The sequence below is a fragment of the Agrobacterium sp. NPDC090273 genome (genome assembly GCF_044772305.1).
In the GTDB taxonomy this organism is placed as follows: domain Bacteria; phylum Pseudomonadota; class Alphaproteobacteria; order Rhizobiales; family Rhizobiaceae; genus Agrobacterium.
In genome coordinates this window covers 457,819-482,936 of record NZ_JBIVYN010000003.1, presented here as the reverse complement: position 1 = coordinate 482,936, position 25,118 = coordinate 457,819, and the positions used below count along the sequence as shown (strand labels likewise).

The window sequence follows — 25,118 nt, the reverse complement described above, 5'->3', positions numbered from 1 at the left end:
AGAATACAAGCAAAACAGTTTTGCCTCGCCGCCCACAGCGGCGAATTAGTCCTTTGCAGCCAGAAGGCGTGCCGCCGCCGCCCTCGCCTCGTCTGTCACCGAGGCACCGGCCAACATGCGGGCAATTTCTTCCGTACGGTGCTCCGGCTGCATGGTGGCAACCCGGGTGGCAATGCGCTCGCTGCCGTCGCCGGACGGCCCCTTGGAGATCAAAAGGTGGGTGACGGCACGCGCAGCAACCTGCGGCGCATGGGTAACCGACAGCACCTGCACGGTTTTCGACAAGCGACGAAGCCGTTGGCCAATCGCATCAGCCACAGCACCACCCACGCCGGTATCGATTTCGTCGAAGACAAGCGTTGGCGCCGAGCCGCGATCGGCAAGCGCCACCTTCAACGCCAGGAGGAAGCGGGACAATTCACCACCGGAAGCCACCTTCATGATGGGCCCGGGACGCGTGCCAGGATTGGTCTGAACCTGGAATTCCACGGTATCGATGCCGTCAGCCGTCGCCTGCTGCGCATCGGAAGCAACCTCGACGGAGAAACGTGCCCGTTCGAGCTTCAGCGCAGGCAATTCCGCCATAACGGCATCAGACAGCGAACCGGCGGCCTTGTGTCGCTTCTCCGACAAAGCCGTGGCGGCATTATCGAACGCGGCCTTCACAACACCGAGATTGGCCTCCAGCTTGCCAAGCTGTTCTTCACCAGCATCAAGATCGGCAAGGTCAGCAACCATGCGTTCGGCGAGCGCCGGCAAGTCTGCTACCGCGACATTGTACTTGCGGCCTGCGGCACGCAGCGCAAACAGGCGTTCTTCGACACGCTCCAACTCGCGTGGGTCGAACTCTGTACGCCGGAGCGCTGCTTCCACTTCCATCTGTGCGTTGGAGAGGCTGTCGAGCGCCGCGTCCATCAATTGCACGGTTTCTTCAAGCAAACCTGGAGCCTCATGGCTCTTGCGCTCCAGCCGCCGCATCATCGAAGCGATCATCGGAACAGGCGAGGCATTGCCGTTCAGGAACTCGCTTGCCTCGGCAATATCTCCGGCAATGCGCTCCGATTTCTGCATCACGGCACGGCGTTCAGCCAGTTCGTCCTCTTCGCCATCACGCGGCGACAGGCCCTCGAGCTCTTCAACGGAGGCTCGCAGATAGTCCGCTTCGCGGGCTGCAGCCTCCACCTTTGCACGGTGGGTCTTCAGTGAGCGATCAGCGTCCTTCCAGGTTCGGTAGAGGCCCTGAACAGTCCGCACCTCATCTCCCAGCATCGCAAAGGCGTCCAGAAGGGCGCGATGAGCGTCGGTATCGACGAGCGCGCGATCATCATGCTGTCCATGAATCTCAACGAGTGTCTGGCCGAGCTGGCGCATCATCTGCACGCTCACGGCCTGATCATTGACGTAAGCCTTGGTACGTCCGTCAGAGGATTGCACCCGACGGAAAATCAGGTCGCCATCGTCATCCAGGCCATTTTCCCGCAGCAGCGCGCGGGCGGGATGGTTCTGTGGCACTTCGAAGCTCGCCGTGACCTGGCCCTTTTCTTCGCCATGGCGAACCAGTCCGCCATCACCACGACCCCCAAGGGCCAGAGACAGACTGTCGAGAAGAATCGACTTTCCGGCGCCGGTTTCCCCCGTCAACACGGAAAGGCCCGCCTCAAAACCGAGGTCGAGCCTTTCAATCAGAACGATATCGCGAATCGAGAGCTGGACCAGCATGGCCTATGCCCTATCTCAAGCGCCAATCAGTTTCTTGCCGGCACGCGAAATCCAGGAGCCCTTGTTTTCACGCGGCTCAACCCCGCCGTTTTTCAGCAGCTTGAAGGAATCAGCATACCACTGGCTGTCCGGATAATTGTTGCCGAGAACGGCTGCAGCCGTCTGTGCCTCGTCGACCAGACCCATCGCAAAATAGGCTTCCGTCAGACGCGCCAGAGCTTCTTCGATCTGGTTGGTGTTCTGGTACTGCTCCACAACAATGCGGAAGCGCGAAATCGCCGCCAGATATTCCTTGCGTTCCAGATAATAACGGCCGACCTGCATTTCGCGGCCTGCAAGCTGGTCGCGTGCGAAACGGATCTTTGCCTGGGCGTCAGCGACATATTCCGAATCGGGATAGTCGTTCACCACCTTGCTCATCGCCTCGACAGTGCGCTGGGCAGCGCGCTGGTCCTGCGTGACGTCGGAAATCTGCTTCGAATAGGCAAGACCGATCATGTACTGAACGTAAGCCGCATCCTTGGAACGCGGATACTGGCGCAGGAAACGGCTACCGGCAGCAATCGCCACGTCGTTCTTGCTCTGACGCGTGGCAATGAACGTCTGCATGACAAGCGCCTTCTGGCCCCATTCCGTGAACGGATATTGCTTGTCGATCGCCTCGAACTTGCGAGAGGCTTCGGTCATGTTACCGGCGTTCATGTTGGCAAGACCCTGCTTGTACAGAACATCCGGCGGATCGGTTTCCATGCCGAGTTTGGTGATGTCGATATCCGGATCGGACTGGCAGGCCGTAACCGCCACGCTGGCGCCGACCAACATCAACGACACCGCGATTCCGCGCATCGTACTCTTCATTGCACCAGACCCTACATGCTTCATTCGACAGTTCCCACTTCCCGCGCAAATACATAAGCATCGGCTTTGTATTGGCGTTCTAGCCATAAAAGCATCCGCAGGGCAACGCAATGATGACGCATTAACGCATTTTTATGGCATTGGAGCGCCCTGCAACCATTTGAACGCACAAAGGATGCCGTAAATCCCGCAATCGATACGACCTGTGTTGTGAAAATCGAATCCGACTTTTCGACGGCAAATACGAATATCGCCGTTACTGCAGCGAGTTACAGGTCCGGCAAAGAAAAAAGCCGCCCCAGTTTCTGGAGCGGCTTTTCCGTCAATTGATGCTGCAAACTGGTTTATGCAGACCAGGGTGCGAATTCCGGCATGTTGACAGCAACGAACTCGCGAGCGCGAACCATCTGGCTGCGCGCGGCAGGTGCCTCGACAATTTCATAGGCAGAGCGATCACTCAAAAGAGCCTTCAATGCGTTGGCATTGACCTTGTGGCCACCGCGGTAGGAGCGGTAGCAGCCGATGAACTGTGCGCCGGCGAGCGCCAGATCGCCAACGGCATCCAGCGTCTTGTGGCGGACGAACTCGTCCTTCGCGTAACGCAGGCCTTCCATGTTGATGACCGTGTTGTCGTCGGAGATGACGACCGAATTCTCAAGCGAGGAACCAAGCGCATAACCGGCAGCCCAGAGCCGCTCGACGTCACGCATGAAACCAAAGGTCCGTGCACGGGACAATTCATTCTTGAAGCTTTCAGCCGTCAGGTCACCCTTCCAGGACTGCTTGCCAATCAGCGGCGTATCGAAATCGATGTCCACCTCGAATCGCGTGCCGTCATACGGACGGAACTCAGCCCAGGATGCACCGGCATCGATACGGACAGGCTTCGTCACACGAATGTAACGGCGCTTCACACCGAGATTCTTGACGCCAACCGCTTCAATCGCTTCAATGAAGGGCGCAGAGCTGCCATCCATGATCGGAACTTCCGGACCATCAACCTCGACAACGAGATTGTCGATGCCCATGGCATAGATAGCCGCCATGACGTGCTCGATCGTCGCCACTGACTGGGATAGCGAACGACCAAGCACGGTGCACAGGTCGGTATTGCCGACATTGGAAGAAACCGCCTTCAACTCCGTTACACTGCCATTCTCATGGAGGCGGTGAAACACGATGCCCGTTCCGGCTTCTGCCGGCTGGAAGGTCATCGAAACCGGATTGCCGGAATGCACGCCAATGCCTTTAAGCTGAACAGCATTTGCGATGGTTGTCTGAAATCCGAGCAGTCCGATAGTCATGCGTATGTGCCTTGTTTTATGAACCGCGCCGATGGCAGCGCCGCTCCTGTTTTCGCCGGTCATTCACGACCGGAAGCATCAGTAAAATCCTTTACCCAGGTTCATACATACGCACATGTAGGTCTAAGAACAAATCACTGTTCGTTTCGGATTGTTACAAGACTAAATCATTGAAAAAATGAATTAATTTACCGTTAAAAGCGTCACCAAAACAAAAAGCCCGGACCTTGCGATCCGGGCTTTTCTGACTGCGATAGAATCGTTGGCTCAGTTCGACTGGCGGCGCAGGAACGCCGGGATTTCGAGCTGATCGTCTTCGTGGTGGCTGGACGAAGCAGGCGTTGCACGGCCGTGATCGTCAAGCTGGCCACGACGCGGTGCGTAGAGGCTTGCTTCCGGGGAAAGCTGGCGGCGCGGCTGCGGAGCCATGCTCGGAGCATCCATCATGTCGGACGGAACTTCTTCTTCTTCGCGGCGGCCAAGCGAGTTGGTGATGCGCTTCAGAAGACCCATCGGGCCACGCTCTTCCTGTGCAGCAGGAGCGGCGTGCGCACGGTGATCCATCTCTGCCTTTACGACCGGAGGAAAGTCCTCGACCTTCGGCATACGGACAGGCTCAGGCTGACGGGCAACCGGAGCAGGCTCCTGGTAGACCGGAGCTTGCGGCTGCTGCATGCGTGGTGCCGGTGCGGCGACCTGCTCAGGCGCATGATAGACAGGTGCCGGAGCGACAGGCGCCGGTGCGGCCTGCTGTACCGGAGCGGCCGGACGCAGGGCTGCCGGAGCTTCAGCCGGAGCGGATGCGAAAAGCTTGCTCTGCGGACGGAAGTCCTGAGCAGGCTGCTGCGTTGCAAAACCGAGTTCACGTTCCATTTCAGCTTCTGCCGAACGGATGGTCTGTGCGATCGGGTCTACGGCCTTCGGTGCCTGCGAGACTGCGGCAGGCTGAACTGCGGCCGGAGCCGGAGCAACGGCCGCCGAAGGACGGATAAGGGGCTTCGCAGCGGCTGCTGCACGCATGTCGGCTACGTTCTGCTCCATCTGGCCAGGAACGCGGTCGATACCGGTCGCAACGACGGACACGCGGATGAGGCCTTCCAGAGCTTCGTCGAAGGTCGCGCCGAGAATGATGTTGGCGTCCGGATCGACTTCCTCGCGGATGCGGGTCGCAGCTTCGTCGACTTCGAACAGGGTAAGGTCGCGACCACCGGTGATGGAGATCAACAGGCCCTGTGCGCCCTTCATCGAGGTTTCGTCGAGCAGCGGGTTTGCAATTGCCGCTTCTGCAGCCTGCATTGCACGGCCCGGACCGGAAGCTTCACCGGTACCCATCATTGCACGGCCCATTTCGCGCATGACCGAGCGAACGTCAGCGAAGTCGAGGTTGATGAGACCTTCCTTCACCATCAGATCGGTGATGCAGGCAACGCCGGAGTAGAGAACCTGGTCGGCCATGGCGAAGGCGTCAGCGAAAGTCGTCTTGTCATTGGCAATACGGAAGAGGTTCTGGTTTGGAATGACGATCAGCGTGTCGACGGACTTCTGCAGTTCCTCGATACCCTGCTCGGCAAGACGCATACGGCGACCGCCTTCAAAGTGGAAAGGCTTGGTCACGACGCCAACGGTCAGGATGCCCTTGTTGCGTGCGGCCTGCGCGACAACCGGAGCAGCACCCGTGCCGGTGCCACCACCCATACCGGCAGTGACGAAGCACATGTGCGTGCCGTTCAGGTGATCGATGATCTCATCGATGCACTCTTCCGCAGCGGCGCGACCAACTTCCGGCTGGGAACCGGCGCCGAGACCTTCCGTGACATTGACGCCGAGCTGAATGACCCGGTCTGCCTTGGTCATGGTCAGGGCCTGCGCGTCTGTATTGGCAACGACGAAATCGACGCCCTGAAGACCGGCCGTGATCATGTTGTTGACAGCGTTACCGCCACCACCACCGACACCGAAAACGGTGATGCGTGGCTTCAGCTCGGTGATATCCGGCTTTTGCAGCTGTATCGTCATTTTACCATTCCTTTTTTCTCTGGCCGCATCGCCCCGCTGGCCGATTCTTGAAAACTCAACTCGAAAACCTCCGGCATTGCCTCGAGGCTACTCAAAAACTCTCTTTCAACCATTGCCCAACCCGGGCTATCCGGCCGCTACCGCCGCCAAACGGCGAGAACATTCCGCCTTGTGCTGCATGAATTTCGATATCCGCGACCTGCGGATAAATCATCAATCCGCAAGCTGTAGAAAATGCTGGGCCCTTTGCCGCGACCGGAAGACCGGCAACGCCCATAGGGCGACCGATGCGAACGTTGCGGGCGAGGATACGCCGCGCCGTTTCCGGCAATCCCGTCAACTGGCTCGCACCGCCCGTCAGAACGACGCGCTTGCCAACGATGGGACTGAAACCGGACTTCTGGATACGATCACGGATCAATTCCAGCGTCTCTTCGATACGCGCCCGCACAATGCGGGTTACAAGTGCTCTTGAAACTTGCGATGGTTGATCGCGATCATCTTCGCCAATTGGCGGGATCGAAATCATGTCGCGCTCATCCGCGCCATTCAGCAATGCCGAACCATGCACCACCTTCAGTCTCTCCGCATCTTCGATTCGTGTCGAGAGGCCTCGTGCAAGATCTGTCGTAACGTGATGACCGCCGAGCCCGATGGCGTCGGTATGAATGAGGCGACCTTCGGCAAAAACCGAGATCGTCGTGGTGCCACCGCCCATGTCGATCGCCGCACAGCCGAGCTCGACTTCATCGTCAACCAGCGCGGCCAGGCCGCTGGCGTAAGGCGTCGCGACGATGCCTTCCACCGACAGATGCGCGCGGTTGACGCAGAGTTCGAGGTTCTTGAGTGCTGTGCGCTCGACAGTGACAACATGCATATCGACACCGAGCAGATCGCCGTACATCGACAAGGGGTCGCGAATGCCACGCTCGCCGTCCAGCGAATAACCCGTGGGCAGGGAGTGCAGGATCGCACGATCCTGACGCATGGACTGCTGGCTTGCGGCCACGAGCACCTTGCGCAAGTCGCTTGCTTCGACTTCCTGTCCGCCGAGATCGATGCTCGCGGTGTAGATATCGCTGGCCAGACGCCCTGCAGAAACGTTGACGATCAGGCTATCGACGGTCAGACCTGCCATGCGTTCCGCCGCATCGACAGCAAGACGAATAACACCTTCCAGCGCATCGAGATCGGCGATGACGCCGGATTTCACACCGCGCGAACGCTGATGACCGATACCGATAATCTCGACCTTGTGCGTACGACCGGGAAGGATTTCGCTTTCCTGGCGCGGCGTCAGCCGGCCGATCATGCACACGACCTTGGTAGAACCAATATCGAGCACCGAAACGATGTGGCTGCGCTTGGAGGAAAGTGGCTTCAGGCGAGGCAGGCCGAAATGGGAAGAACCGAAAAAGCTCATGTGTTCTTCTCCGCTTTCTTGAGAGCTTTCGTCCGCGCCTCTACCGCCGCCTGACGGCGTTCGGCAGCACCTTCGGTCAGTTGAACGGTCGTACGGTCCGGCAGGCGCAGGTCGACAGCGGCGACATCGCGAGACAGAACCTTTTCTTCCAGATCGAGCCGCGCCAGAAGTTGCAGCGCCTTTGGCACGTTTTCTTCCGGCAGCTTGATAACGATGCCGTTGTCGAGATGCAGATCCCAACGACGACCGGCAATCCGCACATAGGCGCGTACGCGGTTGCGAATTTCAGGCCAGTCGGCGAGCTTGTCGACGAAACCGGCAGCACCCGTTTCCGCATCGCGCCCGACGAACAGCGGCAGAGAGGCGAATTTGTTGTCACGCAGCGGCGCGATCACGCTGCCGCTTTTTTCGATCAGCGACAGTTCCGAGCCGTGCTGCCAGATGCCAAAGGCCTGGCGCTCCTTCAGGCGAACCTCGATGGTCTTCGGGTAAACCTTGCGGACGTCTACGTCCTCGACCCAGGGCAATTGCGCCAGCTTGCGGCGCGCAGCATCGATATCGAGCGCGATCAGCGACGTGCTGCCATCGAGACCAAGCAACTGGAAGATATCGATCTCGGAGGTCTGCAGGTTGCCGGAAACCTTCACGTCCTCAACCGCGAAACCTGCCGCCGAGGTGGTCGCCTGGGTCACGATATTCGTGTGCCCGCCAAGCGACATGCCGTAGAGACCCGTCGCGGCATAAAAGGCAATCGCGGAAACCGTGCCGGTATGGGCCGGAATATGAATACGTCCAGAAGCGAGGCTGACGCAGAAGCGCACGATGCGACGCAGCGGACGCGGCAGAACCATGCGATCGTCGGCATTCGCCGGCGCCATAACCTGCTCGCGCTTTCTTGCCGTCGACTTTTTACCGGTCACCGCAAACACGAAGCGTCCTCCACCATCCAACGGACAAGTTCACCAAAGGAACGGCCCGCGTGGGCCGCCATCTCAGGCACCAGGGAGGTCGGCGTCATGCCAGGCTGGGTATTCACCTCGAGCCAGATAACTTCGCCATCTTCCGAAAAGCGATCGTCGTAACGGAAGTCAGAACGGCTAACGCCACGGCACCCGATCGCCTGGTGTGCCATGACCGCCAATGTTTGAATTTTTTGGTAAATTTTCGGTGAAATTTCTGCCGGGATGACATGCTTTGAGCCACCGGCAGCGTATTTTGCATCGTAATCATAGAAATTGTGACCAAGCGGCACCACTTCGGTGACACCGAGCGCCTCACCATCCATGACACCACAGGTCAGTTCGCGACCGTGGACATAACGCTCGACCATCACCTGATCGCCATAACGCCATTCCGACGATGTCAGAACCTGTGGGGGGTGCGACTGGTCTTCCTTGACGATGACGACGCCGAAGCTGGAGCCCTCACGGACCGGCTTGACCACGTATGGCGGCGGCAAGGGATGCTCGCTGGTGAAATCGAAGCGGTTCATCACACGCTCCTGGGCAACCGGAATACCGGCTGCGGCAGCAACCTTCTTGGCCTGCGCCTTGTCCATGGCAAGGGCGGACGCCAGCACGCCTGAGTGCGTGTAGGGAATGGCGAGATATTCAAGAACGCCCTGAATGGTTCCGTCTTCACCGAAGGGTCCATGCAACGCGTTAAAAGCAACGTCCGGGCGCAGCGCGTCCAGCACCGCCGCGATGTCGCGACCGACATCAACGCGCGTGACCTTGTATCCCTCGCCTTCCAGTGCAAGCGCGCAAGCCTCCCCCGACGACAGGCTGACCGGCCGTTCGGAAGAAATACCACCCATAAGAACAGCTACGTGCTTGCCGCTCATGAAACCCTCTGACACCAACTCTCCGCTTTCGAACCGCCGCCCGGTGATTCCGGGACACGATCCTCATGATCAGTTAAACGCTATTAAGGTTAATGAACCGTTTACTTTCGTTAACCGCCCTGATCGGCAGACCGACTTTCGTTAAAGAATCAGCACCTACCCGGATTCCCTCCTTGGAATCAGAGAGTTGCGACGATTGCAACATGCAGATTTTCAATGATCGGAAATGGAAAGCCGGATCTCGGGGTAGCTGACACCGCCAAACGCAAGAGCCAAACGTTAAGATGCGCGCGCTTTCCCCAACAAAAATCCGCTTGGCTTTCAGCCCGTTAGAAACGCAGCCTGAATCAAATTTTTAACAAAAGCTTAATGAGCCGACGCGCGGTTTTCAGCGTTTTTCGCAATTGCGAAAAGAAAATGCGCTTTATTTCTTTTTTTGCATTTCAAAAGACCGAAAATTGCGTTAACGCATTTTGCGCCTGCGAAGGCCGCTAGTCTAAATCATCTACAATGGAACCAATACCATGACCGACGCGATATCACCGGTATCGCCGACCGCTGACAATTCGAACGCTGTAAAGACAAATTCGCCTGCACGAGTTCTCACTGCCAGCCTGGTCGGCACGACCATCGAGTTTTTCGATTTCTACGTTTACGCCACTGCTGCAGTGCTTGTGTTCCCGGTCTTGTTCTTCCCGAACAACGATCCGATGACAGCTCTGCTTGCATCCTTCGCCACCTTCTCAATCGCCTTCTTCGCCCGCCCGCTTGGCGCGGTCGTATTCGGCCATTATGGTGACCGCGTTGGACGCAAGGCAACGCTGGTGGCCGCTTTGCTGACCATGGGCGTCTCGACCGTGGTGATCGGCCTACTGCCTTCTTATGAGACGGCTGGCGTGCTTGCACCGCTGTTGCTGGCGCTTTGCCGTTTCGGCCAGGGCTTCGGCCTCGGCGGCGAATGGGGCGGCGCAGTTCTGCTCGCAACGGAAAACGCACCTCCCGGCAAGCGTAGCTGGTACGGCATGTTCCCGCAGCTCGGCGCTCCGGTCGGTCTGTTCCTGTCCTCCGGCGTGTTCTGGATTCTTCTGCACTTCATGTCGCAGGAAGCACTTCTGAGCTGGGGCTGGCGCATTCCCTTCGTCGCTTCGATCATCCTGATCGCCGTCGGCATGTGGGTTCGCCTTTCGATCACCGAAACGCCCGACTTCCAGAAGGCTATCGACAAGGAAGAGCGTGTTGCCGTTCCGGTTGCAGAACTGTTCCGCAACCATAAGCGCAGCCTCGTTCTCGGCACCTTCGTTGCTCTGGCAACCTTCGTGCTGTTCTACATCGGCACTGCCTATCTGCTGTCGTACAACGTCAAGGTTCTGAAGATCCCGTTCCTCGACGCGCTCGAAGTTCAGATCCTCGGCTCCATCGTCTTCGGTATTTTCATCCCGATCGCAGGCAAGCTCGCAGAGCGTTTCGGTCGCCGTGAGATCCTCATCTTGACGACGGTTCTGATCGGCCTGTTCTCCTTCCTGCTGCCTGGCCTGATGACCGGTGGCGAAGGTTCGATCTTCGTCTTCGCGGCGCTCGCGATGGTACTGATGGGCATGACCTACGGTCTGATCGGCACGGCACTTGCCGCTCCGTTCCCGACCCGTGTTCGTTACACCGGCTCGTCCATTACCTTCAACATGGCCGGCATTTTCGGCGCCTCCCTGGCTCCCTACATTGCCACATGGCTGCAGGTGAACTACGGCATGGGTTATGTCGGTTATTACCTCTGCGTATCGGCGATCATCACGCTCGCCTGCATCCTGCTTTCGGGCAAGGATGAAGTCTAAGCCGAGCGCTTGAATCGCAGAAACAAAGAAGCCCGCGAAACCTTTGGTCTCGCGGGCTTTTTATTGTCAGCTTGTCAGGCGTATCAGGCGCCGAGGAACGGTTCGACTTCACGTCCAGGCATGAAGAGACCAAGGCGCTTGATTTCCCACTCAAGGCGAATGCCGGAGTTTTCGAACACGCGCTTGCGAACCGCTTCACCCAGATATTCCAGATCGTAACCGGTCGCATGGCCCGTATTGATCATGAAGTTGCAGTGCAGCGAAGACATCTGCGCACCGCCGATCACCATGCCACGACCGCCGGCCTCGTCGATCAATTCCCAGGCAGAATGTCCTTCAGGATTCTTGAAGGTCGAACCGCCGGTCTGCTCGCGAATGGGCTGGACGGTTTCACGGTGATGACGAACGGCATCCATGTCGGCACGGATTTTCGCCCGGTCTTCCGGGTAGCCTTCAAACAACGCACCAGTGAAAATCAGGCCAGCATCAGCGCCAGAGTGGCGATAGCTGTAGCCCATGTCAGCGTTGGAAAGAACATGCTCGTTGCCCTGACGGTCAACAGCGTAAACTTCGACGACGCGTTCACGCGTTTCACCGCCATTCGCGCCGGCGTTCATACGCAACGCGCCACCGATCGAACCGGGAATGCCGTAATAGAAATGGAAGCCACCGATGCCATTGTCCATGGCCATCGCGGCGATGTGCTTGTCGGGGCAAATGGCGCCCGCCTTGAGGCGGTTTTCACCGGCCAGTTCGACCTGACCGAAACCTTTGGCGGAAAGACGAACGACAACGCCAGGAATACCACCGTCGCGAACCAAAAGGTTCGAGCCGACGCCGACGACCGTCAGCGGCACATCTTCCGGCAGCATTTTCAGGAAAGTGACCAGATCTTCGGTATCGTGCGGCTGGAACATGACTTCCGCCAGACCTCCCGCTCTGAACCATGTCACACGGTCCATAGGTGCATCCGGTGTCAGACGTCCCCTCAGTTCATTAACCCCGTCGCCGAGCCTCCCCAGCAATTTAACCCCATCGACCTGTCTCATGCAGACTTTCCTGATATGCTCTTCAATTCCGAAGGCAGCGCGGCCGCCCACTGGGTAATGTTCCCAGCCCCCAAGAGAACCACGAAATCACCCGGATTCGCAATGCCTGCGACCACCGAAGCAAGGTCTTCGCGGTTTTCGAGGAAACGGGCGTCACGATGGCCCGCCGCCTTGATCGCCGAAACCAGTGTTTCCGAGTTCGCGCCTTCGATTGGATCTTCGCCCGCCGCATAGACCGGAGCAAGGAGAATCGTGTCGGCATCGTTAAAACAATGGGCGAAATCGTCGAAAAGGCTCGCCAGACGGCTGTAACGGTGCGGCTGATGCACCGCGACGATACGGCCCTTGCAAGCCTCACGCGCAGCCTTCAGCACGGCCTTGATCTCAACCGGATGGTGACCGTAATCGTCGAAGACCTGAACGCCGTTTGCTTCGCCCGTCAGTGTAAAGCGCCGCTTGACGCCACCGAAAGAGGAAAGCCCCTTCTTGATATCCGCTTCAGAAATGCCGAGGCGATTGGCGACGGCAATCGCTGCCGTGGCATTCGAGACATTGTGACGGCCTGGCATCGGCAGGACGAGATCCTTGAAGGTAAAGACCTTGCCCGTGCGACGACGACGGATTTCCACGTCAAAGACAGAACGAATTCCATCAATGCGCACGTTGGAGAAACGCACGTCAGCCTGCGGATTTTCACCATAGGTGATGACCTTGCGGTCTTCGATCCTGCCGACCAGCGCCTGCACTTCGGGATGGTCGAGGCACATGACACCAAAACCGTAAAACGGCACATTTTCCACGAACTGGCGGAATGCGGCGCGCACGGCATCAAAATTGCCGTAGTGGTCCAGATGCTCCGGATCGATGTTGGTGACGACAGCAACGTCGGCGGGCAACTTCAGGAAGGTACCGTCAGACTCGTCGGCTTCGACAACCATCCATTCGCCCGCACCCATGCGGGCATTGGTGCCGTAAGCATTGATGATACCGCCATTGATGACGGTCGGATCGAGATTGCCGGCTTCGAGAAGTGTGGCGACCATAGACGTCGTGGTGGTCTTGCCGTGGGTGCCACCGATGGCGATGGCGTTACGGAAACGCATCAGCTCAGCCAGCATCTCGGCACGACGAACGATCGGCAGGTGCTTTTCACGTGCGGCGATGAGTTCGGGATTGTTCTTCTTGATCGCGGTGGACACGACAACGACTTCGGCATCCCCGAGGTTTTCGGCCCGATGACCAACGAAAACTTCGATACCCTTGTCACGCAAACGCTGCACATTGGCACTGTCGGCCTGATCCGAACCCTGAACGCGATGACCGAGATTGTGAAGCACTTCGGCAATGCCGCTCATGCCGATCCCGCCTATCCCGATAAAATGGACAAGGCCTATGGCTTTCGGCATCTTCATGCCCCAACTCCTTCAACTTTCGATTTGAATTCCTGTACGGACTGACCGTTGGCGACTGCCTCTACCAGATCGGCAAGCGCATCCGCCGCATTCGGTTTACCCGTAGCCCTGGCCGCCGCCGCCGTCTCGGCAAGTCGCTCGGGCTCTGCAAGCGCCGATACCAGAAGACCGGAAAGCTTCTGGGGCGACAATTCCGCCTGCTTGATGACCCTCGCACCACCCGCAGCCGAAAGCGCTGCGGCATTGGCAGCCTGATCGTGATCGAGCGCATGCGGATAAGGCACGAGAATGGACGGGCGCCCAATCACGGAGAGTTCCGAAACGGTCGACGCGCCGGACCGGCTGATAACAAGGTCGGCATCGCCAATGCGAGCCGCCATATCGCCAAAGAACGGCGATACATCAGCTTTGACGCCAAGTTTCTTGTAGGACGCGATAACGCTGTCCTTGTCTTCCGGACGAGCCTGCTGCGTGACGGTAAGGCGAGAGCGTTGTGCATCGCTCATCAGACATATTGCCGCTGGAACCGCGCCCGAGAAGAACTGCGCTCCCTGGCTGCCGCCAAACACGACAAGATTGAACGGCTCGCCCTGTTGCGAAGGCGTATAGGGAATTTCCGAAGCATGCAGGACGGCAGGGCGCACCGGGTTGCCGGTTGCAATGGTTTTTTCGGCGTATTGGCCACTCGCGGTCGGAAGGAACCCGCCCGCAATCGCCTTCACACGTCCCGCCAGCGCCTTGTTGGCGCGTCCCATAACGGCGTTCTGCTCGTGGATGATCGAGGGAACACCCAGGCCCGTCGACGCAAGCAGCGGTGGCACGGTTGGATAGCCGCCAAAACCGACAACAGCGACAGGCTTCAGTTTCGCAACCAGCTTTCTCGCCGAACGAAGACCGACCCAAAGCTTCCACAATGAACGCGCCACCGAAACCGGATTTTTCGATCCGAGCGTTGCAGATGGAACGACATGAATTTCATCGGCGGGAAATTTTCCTGCGTAACGCTCGGCGCGACTGTCCGTCACCAGATGCACAGAATAACCGCGAGCTTTGAGCGTGTGCGCCAAAGCCTCGGCTGGAAAAACATGGCCGCCGGTTCCCCCGGCGGCAAGTAGAACAATACCCTTGCTCATTCAGATTACTCCGCAGGAACGCCTGAACCGACGCGGAAGAAGCTGCGTTCTTGCGCTCTCTTCTCCGGTCTGTGGCGTGTCAGGGCCAAAAGGAAGCCTGCCGTCACGCAGATCGCCATCATCGACGAACCACCATAGGAAATCAGCGGCAGGGTCATACCCTTGGCTGGCATCAGTTCGAGATTGACGCCGATGTTAATCATGGACTGCATGCCGATCTGCAAAACCAGACCAGCCACCGCGAAACGGCAGAAATCGTCCTTTTCCTTGAACGCGTGGCTGAGACCACGCAGCACGATAAAGGCAAAGATCGCGACGAGGAACATGCAGAAGACAATGCCGAATTCTTCCGCAGCCACGGAGAAGATGAAGTCGGTGTGGCTGTCTGGAATGATGCGCTTGACGATGCCCTCGCCCGGTCCGCGGCCGAACCAGTCGCCACGAATGATTGCTTCACGTGCAGTGTCCACCTGGAACGTGTCGCCCTCACCTGTCCAGAAGCGGTCGATACGACCTGCAACGTGCGGCAGCATCAGATAGGCCGAAACGATACCAGCGACACCGAGACCGCCCAGCACGATGATCCAGAACCACGGAACACCGGCCATGAAGAACATGCCGCCCCAGACAACGGATGTCAGAATGGTCTGACCGAAGTCAGGCTGGGCAATGAGCAAGGCCGCGACAACGCTGAAGGTGATGATCGCAAAGAGGTTGCCAGGAATTTCAGGATGACGTGCACGCTCCGCAAACAGCCAGGCGCAAACGATCACGAAGGCCGGTTTCATGAATTCGGAAGGCTGAATCGAAAAGCTGCCGATCGAGATCCAGCGCCGCGCGCCCTTGACCTCGATACCGAAGAACAGCGCGAAAATCATCATCAGCAGCGATGCGATCAGCAGAATGATCGCGACACGGCGCACCTGACGCGGCGACAGGAAAGACAGGCCAACCATGATCGCCAGAGACGGCACCATGAACATCGCCTGTCGCTCGACGAAGAAGAAGCTGTTGAGGCCGATGCGCTCGGCAACCGCTGGCGATGCAGCGAATGACAGCATCAGGCCAATGCCCATCAATGCGATGAACGCCGCCAGAAAGAAACGGTCAATGGTCCAGAACCATTCGGCGACCGGACCACGATCAACACGGCTTACCATGACGTCAGCTCCCCTTTCCCGAATCAACCAGCATCGTTACGCCCGCAAGCGCCGAAACGTGCGAAACGAAAGAATCACCTCGCACTTCAAAATTCTTATATTGATCGAAGCTTGCGCAAGCCGGTGATAACATCACGACATTTCCAGCTTTCGCATCGTCGGCAGCATCGGACGCTGCATGTTCGACGGCTTTGTCGAGAGTTCCGGAGATTTCGTAAGGCACAGCCTCGCCAAGCGTGGCCGCAAATTCGGCAGCAGCCTCCCCGATCAGATAGGCTTTGGCAATGTGTGAAAACAGCGGCGAAAGGCTGGCGATACCCCCGGCCTTCGGCAGACCGCCTGCGATCCAGTAGATGCGATCATAGCTCGACAAGGCAGGCGCAGACGCATCGGCATTGGTCGCCTTGCTGTCGTTGACGAAGGTGACATTGCCTCGCCGGCCGACCGGCTGCATACGGTGTTTGAGACCCGGGAAGGATTTCAGCCCGGCACGGACCTCATCTTCCGAAACGCCGACAGCTAGGCATGCAGCAATGGCCGCCGCCGCATTCTGGGCATTATGGCTGCCGCGAAGCGTCTGGATTCCATCGAGATCAACAAGCAATGCCGATGTTCCGCCATGCGCGCGCAGAATACGGCTACCCTCCGCATAAAGCCCATCGGAAACGACATTGCGCTTGGAAATACGTTCGACCTTCACGCCTGCGCGTTCGATGCGATCGGCAATCAGCGTCGAATAGCTGTCGTCCACACCGACAACCGCCGTGCGACTACCGGCAACAAGCCGTTCCTTGACGTCGGCATAGTGCTGCATCGTGCCATGGCGGTCGAGATGATCGGGCGTCAGGTTGAGCAAGATACCGGCCGTCGGGTTGATCGTCGGCGCCAGGTCTATCTGGTAGGACGAGCATTCCACCACGTAGTAGCGCTCCGCCTTTGGCGGATCGAGGCTCAGCACCGCCGTGCCGATATTGCCGCCGAGCTGCGTATCGCGACCGGAGGACTGCAGAATATGAGCAATCAATGCCGTCGTCGTCGATTTGCCGTTTGTGCCGGTGATGGCAATGAAGGGGCTATCAGGCGCATGAGCGCGACGTTCGCGCACGAAAAGCTCGATATCGCCGATCACATCAACCGCAGCGGCACGTGCCAGATCAACCGACCAGTGCGGTTTCGGATGTGTTAGCGGTACGCCCGGTGCAAGCACGAAGGCCGCGAGCGCAGACCAGTCGATCGTTCGAAGATCAGCCGTAACGATGCCTTCAGCCGAAGCCTTGGCAACGCTGTCGGGATTGTCGTCGTAGGCGACGACATCCGCCCCGCCCGCAACCAGTGCCCTGGCGGTAACCAGACCGGAGCCACCAAGTCCGAACAGCGCGACCTTTTTTCCTTTGAACGATGTGACTGGGATCATCGGCTCACCTCAGCTTCAGCGTGGCGAGGCCGAGCAAAGCCAGACCGACCGAAATGATCCAGAACCGGATCACCACCTGGCTTTCCGTCCAGCCCTTTTTCTCGAAATGGTGATGGATAGGCGCCATCAGGAAGACGCGTCTGCCCGTCCGCTTGAACCAGAATACCTGGATGATGACCGACAAGGTTTCCATGACGAACAGACCGCCGACGATGACCATGACGATCTCGTGTTTCGTCGCAACGGCAATGGAGCCGATCAGGCCACCGAGCGCCAGCGAACCCGTGTCGCCCATGAAGATTGCAGCCGGCGGCGCATTGAACCAGAGGAACCCGAGACCCGCACCGATCACCGCGCCAACGATAACTGCAAGTTCGCCGGTACCGGGCACGAAATTGATCTGCAGGTAGTTGGAGAAAACGGCGTTACCTGTGAGGTAGGCAATCAGACCGAATGTAGCAGCGGCAATCATCACCGGCACGATGGCAAGACCGTCAAGACCATCTGTCAGGTTGACGGCGTTGCCCGCACCGACAATCACGAAGGCACCGAACAGCACGAAGAAGTAACCGAGGTTGATGACGAATTCTTTGAAGAACGGAAACGCGATGGAGCTGCCGAGGGTGCCGCCATGCGGTGCCGATGCAAGCGCCATCTGCATCATGAAGAACACGGCAATGGCCGCAATCACGAATTCGATGCCGAGACGCGCTTTGCCGGAAAAGCCCTTGTCGCTCTGCTTCGTGACCTTGAGATAGTCGTCGTAAAAACCGATTGCTCCGAAACCGAGCGTCACGAGGAGGACGGCAACGACATAAACGTTGGACAGATCGCCCCACAGCAGCGAACCACCGAGAATTCCCGCAAGGATCATCAGCCCGCCCATTGTCGGCGTACCGGCCTTCTTGAAATGCGTCTGCGGTCCATCCGCACGGATCGGCTGGCCCTTGCCTTGGCGAACGCGAAGAGAATTGATGATAGCAGGACCAAACAAAAACACGATCAGCGCAGAAGTGAACAGCGCGGCCCCTGCCCGGAAGGTGATGTACCGGAACAGATTGAAGATTTGAATTTTGTCCGACAGTTCTACGAGCCAGATCAGCATAAGTGCCCTTTCACAAGGCTAGTTCAGATTTGGCGTTCCGTCTCGGGGAATGCCGGAAACTTGTCAAGCAGGGCAGAGATAATCTTGCCAAAACCGAGGCCCAACGACGATTTTACCATCAGTGCGTCGCCCGGTTGCACCCATTGCAGCGAAAAATCGACAAGTTCCGCGGTTGTCGGGAACCAGATGACCGTCACACTGTCCGGCAATGCGTCACGAAGGGCAGCCATCGCTTCACCCGCCAGCCAGACATGTTCGATACCGGCGGCAAGCAACGGCCCCGCCAGTTCTTCATGCACTTCAGCCGAGAACTCGCCCATTTCCAGCATGTCTCCGAGCACGGCAACACGACGGCCGTGTCCTTGTGTTTCGGTCGCAGCCAACACTGCAATTGCTGCCCGCATGGAGGCCGGATTGGCATTGTAGCTTTCATCGATCAGCAGGAATGAGCCCCCGTTGATCGCAAGGCGATGGCGCTGTCCGCGTCCTTTGACGGCCTCAAGCGTTCCAAGCGCTTCGAACGCCTTGTCCAGGTTGGCGCCGGTCACGGCGACCGCACCGAGAGCCGCCATGGCATTGTCGGCAATGTGCCGGCCCGGAACGCTCAGGTGCAACTCGCTGGTTTCGCCATTGAGGATCGCCCAGATCGTCGATCCCGATGTCGTTGCCTCAAAATCCGCCAGGCGGAAGTCGGCTTTGGCATGTTGACCGAAGGTCAGAATGTGGGAGACACCCACTTCCTGCGCTGCGGTTTCCAGCTGTTCGAACTGGGCGTTGTCGCGATTGAGGATAACCGCGCCGCCCTCTTCGACACCCTCGAAGATTTCCGCCTTGGCGGCGGCGATTTCTTCAATGTTGCTGAAATTACCGAGGTGGGCTGCGGCAATAGTGGTGATGATTGCCACATGCGGGCGCACCATCTTGACCAGCGGGCGGATTTCGCCTGGATGGTTCATGCCGATTTCAAAAACACCGAATTCAGTGTCGGCGGGCATGCGCGCCAGTGTCAGCGGCACACCCCAATGGTTGTTGAAGGATGCCACTGCCGCATGCACCCGGCCGGATGGCTCCAGAACCTGACGCAACATTTCCTTGGTGGTCGTCTTGCCGACGGAGCCCGTCACCGCAATGATGCGTGCGGAGGTGCGTTGGCGGGCAGCAACAGCGAGCTTCCCAAGTGCCACAAGCACATCTTCCACAACGATCATCGGAACCGTCAAACGACCGAGAGCCGGCAACTTTCCTTCCGCCACGACGAGAAGACCGGCGCCGTTGGCGACCGCGAAACTCGTGAAATCATGACCGTCGACACGGTCACCCTTGATGGCAAAAAACGCCTCTCCGGGTTTGACCGTGCGGCTGTCGATGGAAATGCCAGTGATGCCCAGAGGCAGATTGCCGACCGGACGTCCTGCCGTAACGGCGACCATTTCCTCCACTGTCCATAGCCAGTTCAAATCTTCAATCCTTCCAGCGCGGTGCGCACCTGTTCATGGTCGGAAAATGGCAGCGTCACAGAACCGACGATCTGCCCTTCTTCATGCCCCTTGCCCGCAACGATCAGCGTGTCGCCGTTCGAAAGAAGCGAAACGGCGTGGCGTATTGCCTCGGCCCTGTCGCCAATTTCCAATGCGCCCGGCGCCGCAGCCATGATCTCGGAACGGATCGTCGCTGGTTCTTCCGAGCGCGGATTGTCATCCGTCACAATGACGATGTCGGAGAGGCGCGTCGCCACTTCGCCCATGATCGGACGCTTGCCCTTGTCGCGGTCGCCGCCGCAACCGAAAACGGTAATGATGCGTCCGGAGGTAAACGGCCGCACCGAGGTCAGAACATTCTCGAGTGCGTCCGGCTTGTGGGCATAGTCCACATAGGCAAGCGCACCGTTTTTCGTGTGCCCTACCAGTTCGAGACGACCTGCGGCACCGATCAGCTTTTCAAGAGCCTTCATCGCAACGGCAGCAGGCACGCCGGTAGACATCGCAAGGCCGGCGGAAACCAAAGCGTTGGCAACCTGAAAATCGCCCGCCAGTGGAATATCGACCTCGAAGATCGTGCCGTCGTGATGCACCTCGATCATCTGCTTGTGGCGGAAATGCTCGACCCTTTTCAGGGTCAGATAATCGCCCTTGCGGCCCACGGTGCGAACGTTCAGCCCCGCATCTTCCGCAGCTCGGATTGCCTGAGCCGACCAGGGGTCGTCCGCAAAGATCACGGCCGGTGAACCCTTCGCCATCAGCGTATCGAAGAGCCGCATTTTCGCGGCCATGTAGTCCTCGATCGTCGGATGGTAATCCATGTGGTCACGACCGAGATTGGTAAAACCGGCCGCGGCGAGTTTCACACCATCGAGACGGCGCTGATCGAGCCCGTGACTGGAGGCTTCCATAGCAGCATGTGTCACACCTTCGGAGGCGAGTTCGGCAAGAAGCCCATGCAACGTGACCGGGTCCGGTGTCGTCAGCGCGCCGTAGTCTTCACGACCGGGTGCAATGACACCTGTCGTGCCGATCTGCGCTGCGGGATGACCGGCGAAGGCCCAGATTTGTCTGGTAAAGGAAGCAACTGAGGTCTTCCCCGCGGTGCCGGTAACGGCAACCATGGTCTGCGGCTGTTTTCCGTAAAAACGGGAGGCGGCAAGCGCGAGGTAAAGGCGCGGGTCAGTGACGGTCAACACCGGAACGCTTGCTTCGAGCGCGTGGTTGGAGACGATAACGACAGCACCCTTGGAAATGGCGTCCTGCACGTAGACTGAACCATCAGCCTTGCTGCCTGCGACTGCCACGAAAAGGGTGGCCGGACCGGCCTTGCGGCTGTCTGCGGTAATTCCCCCGATTTCGATCGCCCCGATTTCAGAGCGCAGTAGTTCGTTCAATTCCGGAAACTCGGTTCCGGACAGATCTCGCAAATTCATCGACTGTTTCCGTCTTGTCCCCCCGGCACGAATCACCGGAATATCATAAGCTCTAACAATCAATAAGACACGAGCAAGGCCGAGCCGTCCTTCCCGAACTTGGGCTTTACCCCCAAAATACCTGCCGTGCGGGTGATGATGTCGTGGACCATCGGCGCTGCAGACGTACCCGCAAGTGCCGCGCCATTGCCCTTGTCCGTCTTCGGTTCGTCGATGAACGTCAGCACCACATATTGCGGATCGTCGATCGGAAACGCGGAGAGGAATGCGTTGAAGTTCTTGTCGTGAACGTAGCGGCCGTTGACCACCTTGTCGGCGGTGCCGGTCTTGCCGCCAACGTTGAAACCTTCGACGCGGGCGTTGCGACCCGAACCGTTCACGCCGTTCCATTCAAACAGGAAACGCATGTCCTTGCTGGTCGTCGGCTTCAAGACCTGGGTTGCAACCTGGTCGGCCTGTTCGCGGCTGCGCGGCAGGAAGGTCGGCTCGATGAGTTTGCCGCCGTTGACAAGTGCGGCACCTGCCACCGCCGTCTGAAGCGGGGTCGTCGAGACACCGTGACCGAACGAAATGGTAATGGAGTTGATCTTCTTCCACTGGCGCGGCTGCGTCGGCATCGCAACTTCCGGCAACTCGGTCTGCATGCGGCTCAGCAGACCAAGGCGTGTCAGAAATTCCTTGTGTCCTTCAGTGCCAACCGTATCGGCAATTTTCGCCGTACCGATGTTGGAGGAATACTGGAAGATTTCGGGAACGGACAGAACGCGCCCCTTGCCATGGAAGTCCTTGATGGTGAAGCCGCCGATGCGGATCGGATAACGCGCGTCGAACGTATCGCCCAACCGCACCCGACCATCATCAAGACCCATGGCGATGGTGAAGGATTTGAAGGTGGAGCCCATTTCGAACGTGCCGTTCGACATGCGGTTCAGCCAGCCTTCCTTTGCGCCTTCAGCCGGGTTGTTCGGATCGTAGTCCGGCAACGACGCCATGGCCAGAATCTCGCCGGTATGTACGTCCATCACCACGGCACCGGCACCAATCGCCTTGAACTTGTCGATTGCCGAGACGACAACCTCGCGCACGATGGCCTGGACACGAAGATCGATCGACAGCTTGACGGGCTCAAGTGGCTGATCACTGGTCATGCCAAGCGCCGTCAGGTCGGCAAGCCCCTGGCTGTCGACATAGCGTTCCATACCGGCAACACCGCGGTTGTCGATGTTGACGTGACCGACGATGTGCGCAGCCGTAGGCCCACCTGGATAGAAGCGGCGTTTTTCCGGTCGGAAGCCGATACCGGGAATTCCGAGCGCCAGGATCTGGCTCTGCTGCTTCGGCGTCAGTTGTCGACGCAGCCACTGGAACCGCGAATTGGAGGACAGTTTCTGATAGGTTCCACGCTGATCGAGATCGGGCAGAACGGTGCGCAGCTTCTCGATTGCCTCGTCGATATCAACGATGCGATGCGGCTCGGCAAACAACGAAACGGTACGGATGTCGGTCGCGAGCACTTCACCATTGCGATCGAGCAGATCCGGACGCGACGCCATCAGGCGGTCAGCGGGTGCGATGCTCGAAACGGTTTCCTGTTCGGCAAGACCGTACTGGACAAGACGGCCACCAACCACGCCATAAAATGCGACGAAGCCGAAAATGAGAAGGCCAACCCGGCTCTTTGCCTGGGCTGCGCGCTTCTTGCGCGCGCCTTCGAAGGCCGAATGGTCGGTGTAACCGGTGGTGCTGGCGGAAAAGTGAGCCTTGCTCTTCAAAACCATGACGCGGGAAAGAAAAGACATCAGTGGTTCACCGATCCTGTAATGGTTTCATCCATATCGCCAGTCTCGTCTCCGGCCTGCGCCGACATGGCAGGAGCAGCCGGGCGTGCGACAGGCGCGCGTGGCGTCGGAACCGGAATGCCGTTGACGGCAATCTGTCCGGCGGGCGGTGACTTCGGCTTGGAGGCTCCGCCAAGGGTGGCGCCGGGTTTCGACCCGTTCACGGCGGCAGCAATCACATCCTCGACGCTCATGCCTTCGGGCTCCGGCGGCTGCGGCAGTTGCGAACGCAGCATCGGGAGTTCGCGCGGCTGCGCCAGTTGCGTCGGCTGCGTCGGAGAAAGATTGAGTTCCGTCTGGTAGGCGTTGACCAGACGATGCAGGCGGTTGGGCTGCGTCAACAGAGCCCAGTCGGCACGGAGAAGATCGATCGTATCTTTTTCAAGCTTGATTTCCGCTTCAAGCTTGCGGACTTGTTCAAGCTTGAGATCTGCCTGATGCTTGATGGAATAGGTGACGACAGCCGCCGCGACCATAACTCCCATCAGAATGATGTCGAAAGTGCGCAGCATGTCAGCCCCCCAACTTTTCAAGGCTAGCGAGATCGGGAAGTTCGAAGATCGAGAAATCTGCCGGACGGGCCGGAGCGGACGTGCGCAAGCCGGCTCGCAATTTTGCTGAGCGGGCGCGCGGATTGATGTCGGCCTCTTCGTCGCTTGCGGCAATCATCGGCTTGCCGATGCTGTCGAACACCGCCGGCTTGTCTTCCACCATCGGCATATGACGCGAGCCAGCCGCGCGGCCGGAGCGGTCGGCGAAGAACTTCTTGACGATACGGTCTTCCAGCGAATGGAAGGTAACGACGACGAGCCTGCCGCCCGGCTTCAATGCCTGTTCGGCGGCAAAAAGCGCCTGTGCCAGTTCTCCCAGTTCGTCATTGACGAAGACGCGCAGCGCCTGAAACACCCGTGTTGCAGGGTGGATTTTGTCCTTGGCCTTGCGCGGTGTAACGATTTCGATGAGGCCCGCCAGGTCGCGTGTCGTACGGAATGGCTCTTCGGCACGTTTCTTTTCAATGGCGCGGGCGATACGGCCAGGCTGCTTTTCCTCGCCGAGAAAACCGAAAATACGGATCAGATCGCTGACCTTGGCGCGATTGACCACATCAGCCGCTGATACGCCGGAGGCCGACATGCGCATATCGAGCGGCCCGTTCTTCTGGAACGAGAAACCGCGCTCGGCCTCATCGATCTGCATCGATGACACACCGATATCGAGAACGACACCGTCCAGCCCACCGTCAGGCGCGTGCGCTGCAAGGTTGGAAAATTGCGACTGAATGAGAGAAAGCCTGCCGCCATTGGCAGCAACCATCGCCTGCCCGCCCGCGATAGCGGTTGGATCGCGGTCGAGCGCGATAACGTTGGCACCTTGATCGAGAATGGCCTGCGTATAACCACCGGCGCCGAAGGTTCCGTCGAGGATGACCTTGCCGGGAGCCGGTTCGAGCGCCGTGATGACCTCACGCAGCAGAACCGGGATGTGACGAACAGGTCCGCCACCGGCATCAGAAGATCGTCCGCCAGAATTCGCCGCCATCCCGTATCCCCGTTCTAGGCAGGGCGGATCGTCGTAAAACCGCGCCCTGCTCTTGCTTCCGCCTGCGCCGCCAAAAACGCCTGCGGTTGCCAAAGCTGAAAATGATCCGCCCGTCCAACGAAGGTGACCTCGGTCGTTATGCCGGTAAATTCCCGCACGAAATCCGTCACCATCAATCGACCTTCCTGGTCGAGCTTCATGAAAACACCGCCGCCGTGAACCAGCAGCGACATTGCATTCGCCTGCGGCGAAAACGCATCCATGGACGCGATCTGCCGCTCGTAACGCTCCAGCAAATCCGGACCACCCACGCTGATCGCCGGAAACGCGAAATCCTGAAGACAATAAAGCTCCTGAATGCCGCGTTGTGCCAGCACCGAACGAAACACCGAAGGAACCGAAACGCGCCCCTTGGCGTCGATCCTGTTCGTTACGTTCGATAAAAAGCGGTCCATAACTCAACTCGCTCAAACCGCACTCCGCCAAGCGATACATCCGCTCGACAGGCAACACCGGTACGCACGACATATCGCTGAGCGCCGGGACGAAGCGCCCCGTAGCA

The 25,118-nt window shown here is 58.6% G+C and carries 20 protein-coding genes; 1 reads left to right on the top strand and 19 read right to left on the bottom strand.

Annotation, left to right across the window (positions count from 1 at the left end):
- Positions 1–45: 45 nt before the first annotated feature.
- From recN to ACIQT8_RS11495, 7 genes are all read right to left on the bottom strand, one after another.
- Positions 46–1,719, bottom strand: coding sequence for a DNA repair protein RecN (recN, locus tag ACIQT8_RS11525; RefSeq protein WP_262523026.1), 1,674 nt, complete (start codon positions 1,717–1,719; stop codon positions 46–48).
- A gap of 15 nt (positions 1,720–1,734) precedes the next feature.
- Complete coding sequence (locus ACIQT8_RS11520) at positions 1,735–2,601, bottom strand: outer membrane protein assembly factor BamD (protein WP_138790977.1); 867 nt, start codon at positions 2,599–2,601, stop codon at positions 1,735–1,737.
- A gap of 320 nt (positions 2,602–2,921) precedes the next feature.
- Positions 2,922–3,881 carry a UDP-3-O-acyl-N-acetylglucosamine deacetylase gene (gene lpxC / locus ACIQT8_RS11515; RefSeq protein WP_138790978.1) on the bottom strand — a complete coding sequence of 320 codons (960 nt, stop codon included), beginning with the start codon at positions 3,879–3,881 and terminating at the stop codon, positions 2,922–2,924.
- A gap of 267 nt (positions 3,882–4,148) precedes the next feature.
- Positions 4,149–5,897, bottom strand: a complete 1,749-nt coding sequence (gene ftsZ / locus ACIQT8_RS11510; protein ID WP_400965190.1) for a cell division protein FtsZ — start codon at positions 5,895–5,897, stop codon at positions 4,149–4,151.
- Between the two features lie 91 nt (positions 5,898–5,988).
- Complete coding sequence (gene ftsA / locus ACIQT8_RS11505) at positions 5,989–7,320, bottom strand: cell division protein FtsA (RefSeq protein WP_138790980.1); 1,332 nt, start codon at positions 7,318–7,320, stop codon at positions 5,989–5,991.
- Positions 7,317–8,249 (bottom strand): cell division protein FtsQ/DivIB, encoded by a 933-nt coding sequence (locus tag ACIQT8_RS11500; RefSeq protein ID WP_178340848.1) that lies wholly within the window; start codon positions 8,247–8,249, stop codon positions 7,317–7,319. Before ACIQT8_RS11500 ends, ftsA begins: the two co-directional genes overlap by 4 nt.
- The gene (locus ACIQT8_RS11495; RefSeq protein ID WP_138790982.1) at positions 8,237–9,163 is read right to left on the bottom strand and encodes a D-alanine--D-alanine ligase; all 927 of its coding nucleotides are present in this window, start codon (positions 9,161–9,163) and stop codon (positions 8,237–8,239) included. Before ACIQT8_RS11495 ends, ACIQT8_RS11500 begins: the two co-directional genes overlap by 13 nt.
- Positions 9,164–9,687: 524 nt before the next feature.
- Between ACIQT8_RS11495 and ACIQT8_RS11490 the strand changes: the two genes are divergently transcribed.
- Positions 9,688–10,992, top strand: coding sequence for an MFS transporter (locus ACIQT8_RS11490; protein ID WP_138790983.1), 1,305 nt, complete (start codon positions 9,688–9,690; stop codon positions 10,990–10,992).
- An 83-nt stretch (positions 10,993–11,075) separates the two neighbouring features.
- Here the strand turns inward: ACIQT8_RS11490 and murB are convergent, their stop codons facing one another.
- The 12 genes from murB to mraZ are packed head-to-tail and all read right to left on the bottom strand — an operon-like array spanning position 11,076 to position 25,011.
- Positions 11,076–12,041: a UDP-N-acetylmuramate dehydrogenase gene (gene murB, locus ACIQT8_RS11485; protein WP_138790984.1), complete on the bottom strand. Its 966-nt coding sequence runs from the start codon at positions 12,039–12,041 to the stop codon at positions 11,076–11,078.
- Positions 12,038–13,453, bottom strand: coding sequence for a UDP-N-acetylmuramate--L-alanine ligase (gene murC, locus ACIQT8_RS11480; protein ID WP_138790985.1), 1,416 nt, complete (start codon positions 13,451–13,453; stop codon positions 12,038–12,040). Before murC ends, murB begins: the two co-directional genes overlap by 4 nt.
- Positions 13,450–14,586 (bottom strand): undecaprenyldiphospho-muramoylpentapeptide beta-N-acetylglucosaminyltransferase, encoded by a 1,137-nt coding sequence (gene murG / locus ACIQT8_RS11475; RefSeq protein WP_138790986.1) that lies wholly within the window; start codon positions 14,584–14,586, stop codon positions 13,450–13,452. Before murG ends, murC begins: the two co-directional genes overlap by 4 nt.
- 5 nt (positions 14,587–14,591) lie before the next feature.
- The gene (gene ftsW / locus ACIQT8_RS11470) at positions 14,592–15,746 is read right to left on the bottom strand and encodes a putative lipid II flippase FtsW (protein WP_138790987.1); all 1,155 of its coding nucleotides are present in this window, start codon (positions 15,744–15,746) and stop codon (positions 14,592–14,594) included.
- 4 nt (positions 15,747–15,750) lie between these two features.
- Positions 15,751–17,160 (bottom strand): UDP-N-acetylmuramoyl-L-alanine--D-glutamate ligase, encoded by a 1,410-nt coding sequence (gene murD, locus ACIQT8_RS11465; RefSeq protein WP_138790988.1) that lies wholly within the window; start codon positions 17,158–17,160, stop codon positions 15,751–15,753.
- 4 nt (positions 17,161–17,164) lie between these two features.
- A complete protein-coding gene (gene mraY / locus ACIQT8_RS11460) occupies positions 17,165–18,265 on the bottom strand; it encodes a phospho-N-acetylmuramoyl-pentapeptide-transferase (RefSeq protein ID WP_138790989.1) in 1,101 nt (366 codons plus the stop codon).
- A 23-nt stretch (positions 18,266–18,288) separates the two neighbouring features.
- Positions 18,289–19,722, bottom strand: coding sequence for a UDP-N-acetylmuramoylalanyl-D-glutamyl-2,6-diaminopimelate--D-alanyl-D-alanine ligase (locus ACIQT8_RS11455; protein ID WP_138790990.1), 1,434 nt, complete (start codon positions 19,720–19,722; stop codon positions 18,289–18,291).
- Positions 19,719–21,179: a UDP-N-acetylmuramoyl-L-alanyl-D-glutamate--2,6-diaminopimelate ligase gene (locus tag ACIQT8_RS11450; protein ID WP_400965182.1), complete on the bottom strand. Its 1,461-nt coding sequence runs from the start codon at positions 21,177–21,179 to the stop codon at positions 19,719–19,721. The genes ACIQT8_RS11455 and ACIQT8_RS11450 overlap by 4 nt, the downstream gene beginning before the upstream one ends.
- Positions 21,180–21,238: 59 nt before the next feature.
- Positions 21,239–22,978 carry a penicillin-binding protein 2 gene (locus ACIQT8_RS11445; RefSeq protein ID WP_138790992.1) on the bottom strand — a complete coding sequence of 580 codons (1,740 nt, stop codon included), beginning with the start codon at positions 22,976–22,978 and terminating at the stop codon, positions 21,239–21,241.
- On the bottom strand, positions 22,978–23,529 hold the full coding sequence (locus ACIQT8_RS11440; RefSeq protein ID WP_138790993.1) for a hypothetical protein: 552 nt from the start codon (positions 23,527–23,529) through the stop codon (positions 22,978–22,980). Before ACIQT8_RS11440 ends, ACIQT8_RS11445 begins: the two co-directional genes overlap by 1 nt.
- Before the next feature lies 1 nt (position 23,530).
- On the bottom strand, positions 23,531–24,556 hold the full coding sequence (rsmH, locus tag ACIQT8_RS11435; protein ID WP_138790994.1) for a 16S rRNA (cytosine(1402)-N(4))-methyltransferase RsmH: 1,026 nt from the start codon (positions 24,554–24,556) through the stop codon (positions 23,531–23,533).
- A 14-nt stretch (positions 24,557–24,570) separates the two neighbouring features.
- The gene (gene mraZ / locus ACIQT8_RS11430; protein WP_262523032.1) at positions 24,571–25,011 is read right to left on the bottom strand and encodes a division/cell wall cluster transcriptional repressor MraZ; all 441 of its coding nucleotides are present in this window, start codon (positions 25,009–25,011) and stop codon (positions 24,571–24,573) included.
- Between the last annotated feature and the right edge of the window lie 107 nt (positions 25,012–25,118).

What these genes read in the sequence shown, in the direction of transcription:
- ACIQT8_RS11450 (WP_400965182.1), bottom strand. Translation starts at nt 21,179, where the DNA reads ATGAATTTGCGAGATCTGTCCGGAACCGAGTTTCCGGAATTGAACGAA.
- murD (WP_138790988.1), bottom strand. Translation starts at nt 17,160, where the DNA reads ATGATCCCAGTCACATCGTTCAAAGGAAAAAAGGTCGCGCTGTTCGGA.
- ACIQT8_RS11520 (WP_138790977.1), bottom strand. Translation starts at nt 2,601, where the DNA reads ATGAAGCATGTAGGGTCTGGTGCAATGAAGAGTACGATGCGCGGAATC.
- lpxC (WP_138790978.1), bottom strand. Translation starts at nt 3,881, where the DNA reads ATGACTATCGGACTGCTCGGATTTCAGACAACCATCGCAAATGCTGTT.
- mraY (WP_138790989.1), bottom strand. Translation starts at nt 18,265, where the DNA reads ATGCTGATCTGGCTCGTAGAACTGTCGGACAAAATTCAAATCTTCAAT.
- ftsZ (WP_400965190.1), bottom strand. Translation starts at nt 5,897, where the DNA reads ATGACGATACAGCTGCAAAAGCCGGATATCACCGAGCTGAAGCCACGC.
- murG (WP_138790986.1), bottom strand. Translation starts at nt 14,586, where the DNA reads ATGAGCAAGGGTATTGTTCTACTTGCCGCCGGGGGAACCGGCGGCCAT.
- ACIQT8_RS11490 (WP_138790983.1), top strand. Translation starts at nt 9,688, where the DNA reads ATGACCGACGCGATATCACCGGTATCGCCGACCGCTGACAATTCGAAC.
- recN (WP_262523026.1), bottom strand. Translation starts at nt 1,719, where the DNA reads ATGCTGGTCCAGCTCTCGATTCGCGATATCGTTCTGATTGAAAGGCTC.
- murB (WP_138790984.1), bottom strand. Translation starts at nt 12,041, where the DNA reads ATGAGACAGGTCGATGGGGTTAAATTGCTGGGGAGGCTCGGCGACGGG.
- mraZ (WP_262523032.1), bottom strand. Translation starts at nt 25,011, where the DNA reads ATGGACCGCTTTTTATCGAACGTAACGAACAGGATCGACGCCAAGGGG.
- rsmH (WP_138790994.1), bottom strand. Translation starts at nt 24,556, where the DNA reads ATGGCGGCGAATTCTGGCGGACGATCTTCTGATGCCGGTGGCGGACCT.
- ACIQT8_RS11495 (WP_138790982.1), bottom strand. Translation starts at nt 9,163, where the DNA reads ATGAGCGGCAAGCACGTAGCTGTTCTTATGGGTGGTATTTCTTCCGAA.
- ACIQT8_RS11445 (WP_138790992.1), bottom strand. Translation starts at nt 22,978, where the DNA reads ATGTCTTTTCTTTCCCGCGTCATGGTTTTGAAGAGCAAGGCTCACTTT.
- murC (WP_138790985.1), bottom strand. Translation starts at nt 13,453, where the DNA reads ATGAAGATGCCGAAAGCCATAGGCCTTGTCCATTTTATCGGGATAGGC.
- ftsA (WP_138790980.1), bottom strand. Translation starts at nt 7,320, where the DNA reads ATGAGCTTTTTCGGTTCTTCCCATTTCGGCCTGCCTCGCCTGAAGCCA.
- ACIQT8_RS11440 (WP_138790993.1), bottom strand. Translation starts at nt 23,529, where the DNA reads ATGCTGCGCACTTTCGACATCATTCTGATGGGAGTTATGGTCGCGGCG.
- ftsW (WP_138790987.1), bottom strand. Translation starts at nt 15,746, where the DNA reads ATGGTAAGCCGTGTTGATCGTGGTCCGGTCGCCGAATGGTTCTGGACC.